Raw genomic sequence first — 13,053 nt, 5'->3', positions numbered from 1 at the left:
GCAGGGCGCTCCCCGGGCCGGCGGAAGCGCGCGCGTGCCGGTCATAGCTCCGCCAGGAGCTCCGCCTTCTTCGCCGAGAACTCCTCGTCCGTCACCAGTCCCGCCTGGTGCAGCTCGCCGAGATGGCGGATACGGTCGGCGACATCCGCCGGATCGCGGCGTATCGAGGCCACCGCGGGGACCGTCGCCGGGGCCCGGCTCGACGCCGCTTCCTGGACCGCCGCCAGGACCGCCGCGGCGAAGGGGAGCGACTCGTGCACCGGGCCGTAGCCCAGTCCGAAGACGACCGCCGCCGGATCGTGGTCCGCCTGGGCCGGCTGCGCCGGTCCCGTACCCGTACCGGCCGCCGCGTCACGGCGCAGCAGCCGCAGATAGCCGTCGAACAGCTCGGGGGAGCGCCACTCGACCCCGTGCAGTTCCCCGACCGGGAGATTCTGGTCGCCCGCCTTCCACTTGGCGGTGGAGGCGCCCGTCCAGAACCAGCGGAAGGACACCCGGTCCCCGTCGAAGAACGCCTTGCCGTCGAAGGCCTTGAAGTGCAGGGGAGCGGCGGGCGCGGTCACCAGATAGCGCTCCGCGGGCTCCCGCGCGTCCCGGGTGCCCCGGGCCAGCGCGGCCCGCAGTTCGTCGGCGTAGTACTCCGCGAGGGTGTCGCGCTCGGCGGGCAGCACCAGCCGGTAGGGATCGCCGCTCTCCCTGAGCTGTCCGGCCGCCGCCTCCACGAGGGGGTCGGCCCCGGCTCTCGGCACGGCGTGCAGCACCACCGTCCCCCGCTTCCCGGGAGTGAGCGTCACCGATGACAACGCCTCATGGGGAATCCGGCGTTCGCCGAGCGCCTGGAACAGCTTCGGCGTTCTGATCCCCCGTTCGAAGCGGATGAGCACGGAGTCGCTTTCGAACTCCCAGGTGGCATGAATCCCCGCGAGCACATCACCCATGTGCTTCATCGTAGGCGGCGTGCGCCCGTGAGTCGCCTGCCCCAGCGCACCAATTCTACGCGCGTGGGCCCTCTTCGGACGCTCCGCTCACTGTACGGACGCCCTACCCGGCCGGTGCGCGGCCTGTGCGCGGGCCATGTGCGCGGCGCGTACGCGCCGCGCCTCGCGGCCGGTACGGGCGGCCCGTACCTCAGACCTGGTCCGTTCCGCTCCCGCCGTCGTCCGGGATTCCGTTCACGCAGCCGCCGTCGCCGTCCGCGCAGCTCACCGCGGTGTACGAACCGACCCCGATGTCCGCGAAGTTGTCGAGGCTCTCGGTACCCGGTTCGAAGTAGCCGCTGTGCCCGGCGGCGCCGGCCGCCGAGAGCACCCGGGCCCCGAAGGCCCGCTCCATCGGGTCCGCGCCATGGCCGAGTCCGCCGACCGCCAGGTACGGCACGTCCTCGATCCAGTCGTCCCGGTCCCGCATGGCCCACACACGGGCGTCCGTACGGAGCTGACGCGCGTTGCGCACGCGCATGCCGGGACTGCCCGCGACCGCGACATCGATGACCCGGGCGGGCAGACCGCGCGCGGCCACCCCGCACACCACGGAGCCGTAGCTGTGGCAGAAGAGCGACACCCGGGCCGTCCCGGGCAGCGCGCGGGTCAGCGCGGTGAGCCGTACGGCGCCCTCCTCGGCGAGCTTGCCGATCGCCGCGTCCATGCCGAGCCCGGCGGGCGAGGTGTAGTCGGCCCAGGCGATGACGGCCGTACGCGTACCGGGATCGGCGGACCGCTCGGCGGAGTACAGCGACTCGGCCATGCCCACCGGCGCGGTGTACCAGCGGTCCGTGCGCTCGAACGTCAGCACGTTCGTGTCGACGCCGGGCACCACGACCGAGACGCGCTGGGCGCGTTCGAGATCGCCGAGCACCTCCGCGGCCCGGCCCTTCCCCGACGGGTCGAACGCGAGGATCTGCCGGCCCCCGCCGAGCATCGACTCGTACCGGTGCATACGGCGGCCCGCCTGCCGGCGGCCGTCGTCGGACAGTCTGGTGTCGTGCATACGGCGCTCCTCCACCACGCGCGCCCGCATCAGGGCAAGCCGGTTGGCGCGGTAGCGCAGTTCGACGGGCGCGCCGTTGAGATTGCCGACGACCAGCGGATAGGCGGTGGCGAGCCGCTCCTGCTCCTCGGGGGTGAGGGAGTCGAAGAACGCGGCGATACGTCTCGGCGGCGAAGCGGGGTTCGGTAGCTGCCGAACGCCTATCCGGCCCCGCTCCCACGCGTCGAGCGCGGCTTTCAGGGGCTCACCGGGGCCGCGTTGACGCTGGACGGCGGTCCAGCCGGTGGTCGACAGCATCACGAACACGACGGCGAGGGCGAGCAGGGCGCGCCAGACGTTGAGAGTGGGGGAGGAGTCGAAAGAGGTCACTGTTCAACCAGACTAGGACGGGCGCGGGAGTCCTCGCGACAGGGGTGATTCGGATCACGGACCGGGGAGGGTTGAACCGAAGGTAACCTCACCGGCCGTTCAGGCGGCGTGCATGCTCCGGCGCGTGTGGGTGTGCGACCGGCCAGACGGGTGTACGGAGGACCGGTGGAGACCGGCGGAGCGGGAGGGCCGGGACGGGAACAACTCGCCGTATACGGCGAGCGCGTATACGGAGAACGTGAGCCCGTATACGAAGAACGGGGGATCAGCCGCGCGTACGGCGGACCGGGCGGGCCGCCGGCCCGGCGCACGGTCCGGCCGTCCGCCAGTCCTCGGCGAGCGCGGGGCCGAGATGGTCGAGATACCTCTCGGACAGCTCGCGCAGTGCCTCCAGGCCGGAGTCCTGCCCCTTGCCCCAGAGCTGTCCCGTCACCCGCATCACGCCGGTGAACGCGGCGACGGCCACCCGGGGCCGGGGATCGGCGTCCACGTCCAGGCCTTCGCGGTCGGCGAGCAACTGGGAGAGCCCTTCCTCCAGACCGGCGGAGCGGCGCAGATGGACGGCGAGCAGGGCCGGGGTCGACTCGATCATCTGGTACGTCCGCATATACAGCTCGATCGGTATGACCGACTGGATCGTCTCGTCGACCGAGGTCCAGGAGGAGGTGACGGCGTTGCGCATCGCCTCCATCGGCCCCTCCGAGGCGGGCCGGACACGCAGCGCCTCGACGAACCTGCTCTCCACCATCTCCACGACGGCGAAGGCGACTTCCTCCTTGCTGGCGTAGTAGCGGAAGAAGGTGCGCTGCGAGACCTCGACGGCGTCCGTGATCTCGTCGATCGTGGTCTGTTCGTATCCCTGGGTGGTAAACCGTTCGAGTGCCTCGCGCAGCAGGGCGTCGCGGGTGCGCTGCTTCTTGCGGGCGCGCAGTCCGCTCGGCTGTTCAGCCGCTGCTGTCCGGTCCTGCCCGGCGGCTGTGTCCTGCCCGAGGGTCACCGAAGGGTCCCCATTCCACCGCTTTCGCTCTTCATTCGACCGGATCGGTCGACATTTGACCTGCTCAGCGAAGTGTGAGCTACGTGACAGTTACCAACTTGTGAAATGGTTTGTCAACTGTCAGCGGCTGACATTAGCGTACCCGGTATGACTAGTCAGACCACCGTCGACAAGGCGCCGCAGAGCCCGGAATACCCGGCACCCGCGCCAACCAAGGGACTGCGTGGCCATCCCTGGCTGACCCTCTTCTCCGTGGCGATCGGCGTCATGATGGTGGCCCTCGACGGCACCATTGTCGCGATCGCGAACCCTGCCATCCAGAAGGACCTCGGCGCCACTTTCGCCGATGTGCAGTGGATCACCAACGGCTACTTCCTGGCCCTCGCGGTGGCGCTGATCACCGCCGGCAAGCTCGGTGACCGCTTCGGCCACCGGCAGACCTTCCTCATAGGTGTCACCGGGTTCGCCGCGGCCTCCGGAGCCATCGGCCTCTCCGACAGCATCGCTCTCGTCATCGTCTTCCGCGTGCTCCAGGGTCTCTTCGGCGCGCTGCTGATGCCGGCCGCGCTCGGTCTGCTGCGCGCCACGTTCCCCGCCGAGAAGCTCAATATGGCCATCGGTATCTGGGGCATGGTCATCGGCGCCTCCACCGCGGGCGGTCCGATCCTCGGCGGTGTGCTGGTCGAGCATGTGAGCTGGCAGTCCGTCTTCTTCATCAATGTGCCGGTGGGTGTGATCGCCCTGGTGATCGGCACGGTGATCCTCCGCGACCACCGGGCGGAGAACGCCCCGAAGTCCTTCGACGTCCTCGGCATCCTGCTGCTCTCCTCCGCGATGTTCTGTCTGGTCTGGGCGATCATCAAGGCGCCCGTCTGGGGCTGGGGCTCCGGTACGACCTGGCTCTTCATGGGTGTCTCGGTGGCCTGCTTCGTCCTCTTCGGCTTCTGGGAGAGCAAGGTCAAGGAGCCGCTCGTACCGCTGGGGCTCTTCAAGTCCGTACCGCTCTCCGCCGGTGTGGTCCTGATGGTCCTGATGGCCGTCGCCTTCCTGGGCGGCCTCTTCTTCGTCACCTTCTATCTCCAGAACGTGCACGGCATGAGCGCCGTCGACAGCGGTCTCCATCTGCTGCCGCTCACCGGCATGATGATCGTCGGCTCGCCGCTGGCGGGTCTGCTGATCACCAAGGTCGGCCCGCGTATCCCGCTGGCCGGCGGTATGGCGCTCACGGCCGCCGCCATGTTCGGAATGTCCACCCTGGACACCGGCACCGGCAGCCTCGCCATGTCGGTCTGGTTCGCGCTGCTCGGCCTCGGTCTGGCCCCCGTCATGGTGGGCGCGACCGAGGTCATCGTGGGCAACGCCCCGATGGAGCTGTCCGGAGTGGCGGGCGGGCTCCAGCAGTCCGCCATGCAGATCGGCGGCAGCCTCGGTACGGCCGTTCTCGGTGCCGTCATGGCCTCGAAGGTCTCCAACGACCTGCCGGGCAACTGGACCGGCGCCGGTCTGCCGCCGCTGACCTCCGCGCAGGAGGAAGCGGCGGCCGAGGCGGTCCAGGTCGGTGTGCCCCCGGTGGCACCCGGCACCCCGGCCGAGATCGCCGAGAAGATCACGGGCGTCGCCCACGACACGTTCATGTCCGGCATGGGGCTGGCCTGTCTGGTCGCGGCCGGTGTCGCGACCGTGGCGATCTTTGTCGCGCTGCTGACGAAGCGTGGAGACAACGCGGACGCGGCGGGCGGAGGGGTGCACATCTGACGTCAGCCACCTGGTGACACGACGTCAACTCAGCGCCTGAGACAGCCCTGCCGGAAGGTTCCGGCGGGGCTGTCCCCTATCCGGGTGGAGGGTGCCGTACCCCCTTCCCGAGGCCAAGCGTCGCAGGTCAGAGTGGTGCTGACCGATTTCGTCACACACACGGGGACCGATCCGTATGCGCAAGATCATGCTCATGCTCAGCACTCTGCTCGGCGTCATGCTCATCACACCGTCGGCCGTCGCCGGGGCGGCCCCGCCGCCACGGCTCGGCGCGTGCGCCACGGGTGAGTTGTGTCTCTGGGAGAGGACGGACTTCCAGGGCGCGCGGCAGACGCGTGAACTGTCCGGTACGGAGACCGGGAGCTGTGTGCCGCTCGCGCGGGGGACGACGGCCGAGTCACTGGCCAACCGCACCGGCCGGAATGTGACCACGTATCAGTCCGCGGAGTGCGAGGAGACGGGGGAGTTCGAGACCTATCCGGGCAAGGGCACCTGGGTGCCGGGCTCGCCGCACCGGGTACGGGCCTTCAAGCTGTGGGAACGCTGACCGCCGGAGCGGCGGCCGTGAAACGGGCCGAGGGCGGCGGGACCGACCGGTCCCACCGCCCTCGGACGCTCGTCCGCGAACAGCTGTCAGGCGTCTCCGCCCGCCGTGCCCGGGTCGGCGGCCGACGCGTCCAGCAGCCGGTAGCGGTCCACCGCCTGCTTCAGCACCGAACGGTCGACCTTGCCCTCCTTCGCCAGCTCGGTCAGCACCCCGAGGACGACCGACTGCGCGTCGATGTGGAAGAAGCGACGGGCCGCGCCGCGTGTGTCCGCGAAGCCGAAACCGTCCGCGCCCAGCGACTGGTACGCGCCGGGAACCCAGCGCGCGATCTGGTCGGGCACGGAACGCATCCAGTCGGAGACCGCCACGAACGGCCCCTCCGCGCCGGACAGCTTCCGGGTCACATACGGGACGAGCTGCTCCTCCTCCGGGTGGAGCAGATTGTGCCGCTCCACCTCGACGGCCTCACGGCGCAGCTCGTTCCAGGAGGTCGCGGACCAGACGTCGGCCCTGACGTTCCACTCCTCGGCGAGCAGCCGCTGAGCCTCCAGCGCCCACGGCACGGCCACCCCGGACGCCAGGATCTGCGCCGGGATCGCGCCCCGCTCGCCACGCCTGAAGAGATGGATCCCCTTGAGGATGCCCTCCACGTCGACATCGGCCGGCTCGGCGGGGTGCTGGATCGGCTCGTTGTAGACGGTGAGGTAGTAGAAGACGTCCTGGCTCTCCCCGGGGGCGGCCTGTCCGTACATCCGGCGCAGACCGTCCTTGACGATATGCGCGATCTCGAAGCCGTACGCCGGGTCGTAGGCGACACAGGCCGGGTTGGTCGAGGCCAGCAGATGCGAATGGCCGTCCGCGTGCTGGAGACCCTCACCGGTCAGCGTCGTACGTCCGGCGGTCGCGCCCAGGACGAAGCCCCGGGCGAGCTGGTCCGACATCTGCCAGAACTGGTCGCCGGTCCGCTGGAAACCGAACATCGAGTAGAAGACATAGACCGGGATCAGCGGCTCGCCATGGGTGGCGTACGCCGAGCCCGCCGCGATCAGCGAGGCCGTACAGCCCGCCTCGGAGATGCCGTCGTGCAGCATCTGGCCGGTCGGCGACTCCTTGTACGCGAGGAGCAGCTCGCGGTCCACGGCCTCGTACTGCTGGCCCAGCGGGTTGTAGATCTTGGCGCTCGGGAAGAACGAGTCCATACCGAACGTGCGGTACTCGTCGGGGGCGATCAGCACGAAGCGCTTGCCGATCTCCTTGTCCCGCATCAGGTCCTTGAGCAGCCGGACGAACGCCATGGTGGTGGCGATCGACTGCTGCCCCGAGCCCTTCCTGACCGCCGCGTAGGTCTTGTCCTCGGGCAGGTTCAGCGGCTTCGCCCGTACGACCCGGGTCGGTACGTACCCGCCCAGCGACTTGCGCCGGTCGTGCATGTACTGGATCTCCTCGGAGTCCCGGCCGGGGTGGTAGTACGGCGGCAGGCCGTCCTCCAGCTCCCTGTCCGTGATCGGGAGGTGCAGCCGGTCGCGGAAGCCCTTGAGGTCGGAGACCGTCAGCTTCTTCATCTGGTGGGTCGCGTTGCGGCCCTCGAAGTTCGGCCCGAGGGTCCAGCCCTTGACCGTCTGCGCCAGGATCACCGTCGGCTGGCCCTGGTGGGCCTTGGCCGCCGCGTACGCCGCGTAGACCTTCCTGTGGTCGTGACCGCCGCGGCCGAGATGCAGGATCTGGTCGTCGGACATGTGCTCGACCATGGCGCGCAGCCGCTGGTCGTCCCCGAAGAAGTGCTCGCGGATGTACGAGCCGGTCTCGGTGGCGTACGTCTGGAACTGCCCGTCCGGCGTGGTGTTCAGCCGGTTGACCAGGACGCCGTCCCTGTCCTGCGCCAGCAGCGGGTCCCAGGAGCGGTCCCAGACCAGCTTGATGACATTCCAGCCCGCGCCGCGGAACTGGGACTCCAGCTCCTGGATGATCTTGCCATTGCCGCGTACCGGGCCGTCGAGCCGCTGGAGGTTGCAGTTCACGACGAAGGTCAGATTGTCCAGGCCTTCACGGGCGGCGATGGAGAGCTGGCCCAGCGACTCGGGCTCGTCCATCTCGCCGTCGCCGAGATACGCCCAGACATGCGAGGCGGAGGTGTCGGCGATGCCGCGCGCCTCCATATAGCGGTTCATCCTGGCCTGGTAGATCGCGCCGAGCGGGCCGAGGCCCATCGAGACGGTCGGGAACTCCCAGAAGTCCGGCATCAGCCGCGGATGCGGGTAGCTGGACAGTCCGTACGGCGCCTTCGACTTCTCCTGGCGGAACGCGTCGAGCTGCGTCTCGCTCAGCCGGTCCAGCAGAAAGGCACGGGCGTAGATGCCGGGAGAGGCATGGCCCTGGAAGAAGATCTGGTCGCCGCCGTCGCCACGGTCCTTGCCCCGGAAGAAGTGGTTGAAGCCCACATCGTAGAGCGAGGCGGAGGAGGCGAAGGTGGCGATGTGCCCGCCGACGCCGATCCCCGGACGCTGTGCGCGCGAGACCATCACGGCGGCGTTCCAGCGGGTCGCGTTGAGGATCTTGCGCTCGATCTCCTCGTTGCCGGGGAAGAACGGCTCGTCCTTGGTGGCGATCGTGTTGACGTAGTCCGTGCTGCGCATCTCGGGCACGGCCACGCGCTTCTCACGGGCGCGCTCGATCAGCCGGAGCATCAGATAGCGGGCGCGCTCACGGCCCCGCTCGTCGACAGCGGCGTCGAGCGAGTCGAGCCACTCCTGGGTCTCTTCGGGATCGAAGTCCGGGACCTGGCTGGGCAGGCCGCCAATGATGATCGGGGTGCGATCGGATCCGGAAGCCACGCTTGTCCTTCGCTGTTCGGTCGTGTCGTGCCCTGCACACGGTCGATGCGGTGCACGCCGTCGGAATACTGGTGCCACGCGAGCCCGGGGATCCGGGGGTGTCTCACCGGAGCCCCCCGGGAGTGGGCACGCACGCCGCCTCCATCGTGTACCGCTGTGGAGGAAACGTCATCTCTACCGCGGGGTAACCAGGTGTATCCGGAGAATTCCGCCCCGTTCCCGGATTCCGCCTCGGTCAAATCGCAACCTTACGCCCAACCCGTCTATGTGTTTCGTTCGGCCGTTCGGACCTGATTGGCGTACTGAACCGGCATAACATGGCGAAGGAGGAGGAAACGTATGGCCCGCGTTACAGGAGACGGTGGCGAAGTGACAGGAGATGCGGCGAAGAGGCCGGGAACGTCACCGTTTCGGCGGTCTCGGCGGCCGGGTACTTGCGCGATCCGCCCCGCCCGTGTGGACTACGGCCAATGCCCCGCGTACGCGCGGGTCTGAAGCATTTTCCGAAACATGATCAGGAGGCAATCCGTGAGCGCGACCGCGGACCACGCGGAGGAACGGACCAACCTTGCCGCACGGCTGGGGTTCGAACCCGGACAGGTGGTCCAGGAGATCGGCTACGACGACGACGTCGAGCAGGAGCTCCGCGAGTCCATCGAGGCTGTTATTGGCCAGGAGCTCGTCGACGAGGACTACGAGGACGTGGCCGACGCCGTCCTGCTGTGGTTCCGTGACGAGGACGGCGACCTTACGGACGCGCTGGTGGACGCCATCGGTCTGATCGAGGAGGGCGGAGCGGTCTGGCTGCTGACGCCCAAGACCGGCCGTGATGGCTACGTCGAACCGAGCGACATCAACGAGGCCGCCCAGACCGCGGGCCTGTCCCAGACCAAGAGCATCAACGCCGGCAAGGACTGGACCGGCAGCCGGCTCGTCACTCCCAAGGCGGCGAAGTCGAAGCGCTGACCCCGGGCGCCCGGTGAGGGCGCGAGACGCGGCAGCACCTGCCAAGCAGCCTTGACGGCCCCCGCCGACCTCAGTCGGCGGGGGCCTCGCGCGTCCGGGCCGCCTCGTGCGTCCGGGCGGGCCGCGCGAGGGCGCCGCCGCGCGCTCCATGGGGAGGCCGGTACCGATTTCGGAGCACCTGGGATGATCCGGCCCCTTCCGCGGGACCACGGCCTAGGCTGGTCGCTCACGGACGGCACAGGGCCGGCGACGTGAAAGGACGTATCCCATGGCGATCGAGGTCGGCGCTCCCGCCCCGGACTTCGAACTCAAGGACAACCACGGGCGGACCGTGCGTCTGTCGGACTTCCACGCGGCCGGGGACGGTGCGGACGGTCCGGGCGACGGCGGCAAGAACGTGGTGCTGCTCTTCTATCCCTTCGCCTTCACCGGGGTCTGCACGGGCGAGCTGTGCGCGCTCCGGGACGAGCTGCCCTCCTTCGTCAACGAGGACACCCAGCTCCTCGCCGTCTCGAACGACTCCATCCACACCCTGCGCGTCTTCGCCGAACAGGAGGGCCTGGAGTATCCGCTGCTGTCGGACTTCTGGCCGCACGGCGAGGTCTCGCGCGCGTACGGCGTCTTCGACGAGGAGAAGGGATGCGCGCTGCGCGGGACGTTCATCCTGGACAAGGAGGGCGTCGTGCGCTGGAGTGTCCTCAACGGTCTGCCGGACGCCAGGGACCTCGGCGACTACATCAAGGCGCTCGCCGCTCTCTGAGCGCTCCCCGGACCGGTACGGCCGGCCACCGGGAAACCGGTACGCCGACCACCGGGCGCGCGCCGTACCGGGCGGGCCACCCGGGCCGGAATCCGGGTCCGGCCCGGTGAAATCGCACAGTGGTGGGGAACCGGTCACTAGGATCCAGTCGTTGATCCGATGCCAACGCTTCAGGGGCGTGCGACCGCGGCGTCAGCCGCCGGCCGGCGGCGGCACCGCCGGTCCACGGTCGCCGGCCCCGAGAAACCAAAAGGAGGACTCGTGGGAGTCAGCCTCAGCAAGGGCGGAAACGTCTCGCTGACCAAGGCCGCGCCCAACCTGACCGCGGTCACCGTGGGTCTGGGCTGGGACGTCCGTACGACCACCGGCAGTGACTTCGACCTCGACGCCAGCGCCCTGCTGACCAACGCCGAGGGCAAGGTCGCCGTCGACGGCAACTTCGTCTTCTTCAACAACCTCAAGAGCCCCGACGGCTCCGTCGAGCACACCGGCGACAACCTCACCGGTGAGGGCGAGGGCGACGACGAGGCGATCAAGGTCAATCTGGCCGCGGTCCCCGCCGATGTCGACAAGATCGTGTTCCCCGTCTCGATCTACGAGGCGGAGAGCCGCCAGCAGTCCTTCGGCCAGGTGCGCAACGCGTTCATCCGCGTCGTCAACCAGGCCGACAACAACGAGCTGGCGCGGTACGACCTGAGCGAGGACGCCTCGACGGAGACCGCGATGGTCTTCGGCGAGCTGTACCGCAATGGCGCGGAGTGGAAGTTCCGCGCCATCGGCCAGGGGTACGCCTCGGGGCTGCGCGGTATCGCGCAGGACTTCGGCGTCAACGTCTGAACCGCTCGTCCTTCCGTGTCCGGCGCCGCACTTTTCTGTGCGGCGCCGTACGCGTCTCGGATTCGCTCCCGGATTCGTGCGCGCATCGGTACGACGGGAGCGGCATGAACAAGGTTTGAAGGGGCAGGACGTCAGGCGCGTCTTGACCTCGCTGCACCGCACCACATCACCTCGGGGAGGACTCACCATCATGGGCGTCACACTCGCCAAGGGAGGCAATGTCTCCCTCTCCAAGGCCGCACCCAATCTCACCCAGGTGCTGGTCGGGCTCGGCTGGGATGCGCGATCCACCACCGGAGCGCCCTTCGACCTCGACGCCAGCGCCCTGCTGTGCCAGTCGGGGCGGGTGCTCGGCGACGAGTGGTTCATCTTCTACAACAATCTGACGAGCCCGGACGGATCCGTCGAGCACACCGGTGACAATCTGACGGGTGAGGGCGACGGCGACGACGAGTCCCTGATTGTCGACCTCTCCAAGGTGCCGGCCAACTGCGACAAGATCGTCTTTCCGGTCTCGATCCATGAGGCCGACAATCGCGGCCAGACATTCGGGCAGGTCAGCAATGCCTTCATCCGGGTGGCCAATCAGGCCGACGGCCAGGAACTGGCGCGGTACGACCTGAGTGAGGACGCCTCCACGGAAACGGCGATGATCTTCGGCGAGCTGTACCGCTATGGCGGTGAGTGGAAGTTCCGGGCCGTGGGACAGGGGTACGCGTCGGGGCTGCGGGGCATCGCCCTAGACTTCGGGGTCAACGTTTCGTAAAGCGGTAGTCTGCACGGGGGAAAACCCGTTAATCACCAGATGAGGTAGCCAGTGATCCTGAAAACCTTCGGCTGGTCGTTCGCCATCACGGCGGTCGGCCTCGCCTTCGCGGCCTGGCAGTGGGGGTGGGAGGCGTTCGGGATCGTACTGATCCTGTCGATCCTTGAGATCTCGCTGTCGTTCGACAACGCGGTTGTCAACGCCGGAGTCCTGAAGAAGATGAATGCCTTCTGGCAGAAGATCTTCCTTACGGTCGGCATCCTCATCGCGGTGTTCGGTATGCGACTGGTGTTCCCCGTCGTGATCGTGGCCATCAGCGCCAAGGTCGGGCCGATCGACGCCGTACAGCTCGCGCTCGACGATCCGGAGCGGTACAAGTCCCTGGTCACCGACGCTCATCCGGCCATCGCCGCCTTCGGCGGTATGTTCCTGTTGATGATCTTCCTCGACTTCATCTTCGAGGAGCGGGACATCAAGTGGCTGGGCTGGCTGGAGCGTCCGCTGGCCAAGCTCGGCAAGGTCGACATGCTGTCGGTCTGCATCGCGCTGATCGTTCTTCTGGCCACGGCACTGACCTTCGCCACCCACGCCCACACCAGCACCGGCTATCAGGACAAGTCCTCGACCGTGCTGCTCGCCGGTGTCGCGGGGCTGATCACCTATCTCGTCGTCGGCGGTCTCTCGGGCTACTTCGAGAACCGGCTGGAGGAGCAGGAGGAGCAGGAACAGGAGGAGGAGGAGAAGGCCAAGGCCGAGGGCAAGAGCGTCTCGGCGGTCGGGCTGGCCGGCAAGGCGGCGTTCTTCCTCTTCCTCTATCTGGAGGTGCTGGACGCGTCCTTCTCCTTCGACGGAGTCATCGGCGCCTTCGCCATCACCAACCACATCTTCTGGATGGCGCTGGGCCTCGGTATCGGCGCGATGTACGTCCGGTCCCTCACTGTCTACCTCGTCCGCCAGGGCACTCTGGACGACTACGTGTATCTGGAGCACGGCGCGCACTACGCGATCGGTGCGCTGGCCGTGATCCTCCTGGTCACCATTGAGCACTCGATCAATGAAGTCATCACCGGTCTGATCGGTGTTGTCCTGATTGCTGCCTCTTTCTGGTCATCGGTGCGCAGGAACAGAGCGCTGGAAGCGGCGGGCGGCGACAAGGACCCCGATGACGACAAGGCGGCGCTGAGCGTCTGAGGTGGCGTCGTACGGCTGAGCCGTGCGCCGGTGAGCCCTCTGGTGAGC

11 protein-coding genes are annotated in these 13,053 nt (G+C 68.4%); 7 read left to right on the top strand and 4 right to left on the bottom strand.

Annotated elements, in window-relative coordinates; all coding sequences use genetic code 11:
• Nucleotides 1–41: 41 nt before the first annotated feature.
• From ACWGDX_RS06735 to ACWGDX_RS06725, 3 genes are all read right to left on the bottom strand, one after another.
• Nucleotides 42–938, bottom strand: a complete 897-nt coding sequence (locus ACWGDX_RS06735) for a DUF4429 domain-containing protein (RefSeq protein ID WP_453622907.1) — start codon at nt 936–938, stop codon at nt 42–44.
• Nucleotides 939–1,128: 190 nt separating this feature from the next.
• A complete protein-coding gene (locus tag ACWGDX_RS06730) occupies nt 1,129–2,355 on the bottom strand; it encodes an alpha/beta hydrolase (protein WP_453622905.1) in 1,227 nt (408 codons plus the stop codon).
• Between the two features lie 265 nt (nt 2,356–2,620).
• On the bottom strand, nt 2,621–3,352 hold the full coding sequence (locus ACWGDX_RS06725; protein ID WP_453622903.1) for a TetR/AcrR family transcriptional regulator: 732 nt from the start codon (nt 3,350–3,352) through the stop codon (nt 2,621–2,623).
• Between the two features lie 147 nt (nt 3,353–3,499).
• Here ACWGDX_RS06725 and ACWGDX_RS06720 point away from each other — a divergent pair, with 147 nt between their 5' ends.
• Nucleotides 3,500–5,107, top strand: a complete 1,608-nt coding sequence (locus ACWGDX_RS06720; protein ID WP_453622901.1) for an MFS transporter — start codon at nt 3,500–3,502, stop codon at nt 5,105–5,107.
• 175 nt (nt 5,108–5,282) lie between these two features.
• Nucleotides 5,283–5,654, top strand: coding sequence for a peptidase inhibitor family I36 protein (locus ACWGDX_RS06715; protein WP_453622900.1), 372 nt, complete (start codon nt 5,283–5,285; stop codon nt 5,652–5,654).
• Nucleotides 5,655–5,740: 86 nt separating this feature from the next.
• Here ACWGDX_RS06715 and aceE read toward each other — a convergent pair whose 3' ends face one another.
• Nucleotides 5,741–8,485 (bottom strand): pyruvate dehydrogenase (acetyl-transferring), homodimeric type, encoded by a 2,745-nt coding sequence (aceE, locus tag ACWGDX_RS06710; RefSeq protein ID WP_453622898.1) that lies wholly within the window; start codon nt 8,483–8,485, stop codon nt 5,741–5,743.
• Between the two features lie 528 nt (nt 8,486–9,013).
• On the opposite strand from aceE, the gene ACWGDX_RS06705 reads away from it, so the two are divergent.
• The 5 genes from ACWGDX_RS06705 (at nt 9,014) to ACWGDX_RS06685 (ending at nt 13,005) form a co-directional block, all read left to right on the top strand.
• Entirely contained in the window at nt 9,014–9,451 is a 438-nt protein-coding gene (locus ACWGDX_RS06705; RefSeq protein ID WP_066944466.1) for a DUF3052 domain-containing protein, read from the top strand.
• 268 nt (nt 9,452–9,719) lie between these two features.
• Nucleotides 9,720–10,211 (top strand): peroxiredoxin, encoded by a 492-nt coding sequence (locus tag ACWGDX_RS06700; RefSeq protein WP_453622896.1) that lies wholly within the window; start codon nt 9,720–9,722, stop codon nt 10,209–10,211.
• 261 nt (nt 10,212–10,472) lie between these two features.
• Complete coding sequence (locus ACWGDX_RS06695; RefSeq protein ID WP_066944470.1) at nt 10,473–11,048, top strand: TerD family protein; 576 nt, start codon at nt 10,473–10,475, stop codon at nt 11,046–11,048.
• A gap of 190 nt (nt 11,049–11,238) precedes the next feature.
• Nucleotides 11,239–11,814: a TerD family protein gene (locus tag ACWGDX_RS06690; RefSeq protein WP_365904638.1), complete on the top strand. Its 576-nt coding sequence runs from the start codon at nt 11,239–11,241 to the stop codon at nt 11,812–11,814.
• Between the two features lie 51 nt (nt 11,815–11,865).
• A complete protein-coding gene (locus tag ACWGDX_RS06685; RefSeq protein WP_453622893.1) occupies nt 11,866–13,005 on the top strand; it encodes a DUF475 domain-containing protein in 1,140 nt (379 codons plus the stop codon).
• Nucleotides 13,006–13,053: the final 48 nt, after the last annotated feature.

Source organism: Streptomyces sp. NPDC055025 (assembly GCF_053608565.1).
The sequence above is the reverse complement of the archived record's forward strand: the minus strand, read 5'-3'. Positions and strand labels throughout refer to the sequence as shown.

What these genes read in the sequence shown, in the direction of transcription:
- ACWGDX_RS06700 (WP_453622896.1), top strand. Translation starts at nt 9,720, where the DNA reads ATGGCGATCGAGGTCGGCGCTCCCGCCCCGGACTTCGAACTCAAGGAC.
- ACWGDX_RS06690 (WP_365904638.1), top strand. Translation starts at nt 11,239, where the DNA reads ATGGGCGTCACACTCGCCAAGGGAGGCAATGTCTCCCTCTCCAAGGCC.
- ACWGDX_RS06715 (WP_453622900.1), top strand. Translation starts at nt 5,283, where the DNA reads ATGCGCAAGATCATGCTCATGCTCAGCACTCTGCTCGGCGTCATGCTC.
- ACWGDX_RS06720 (WP_453622901.1), top strand. Translation starts at nt 3,500, where the DNA reads ATGACTAGTCAGACCACCGTCGACAAGGCGCCGCAGAGCCCGGAATAC.
- ACWGDX_RS06735 (WP_453622907.1), bottom strand. Translation starts at nt 938, where the DNA reads ATGGGTGATGTGCTCGCGGGGATTCATGCCACCTGGGAGTTCGAAAGC.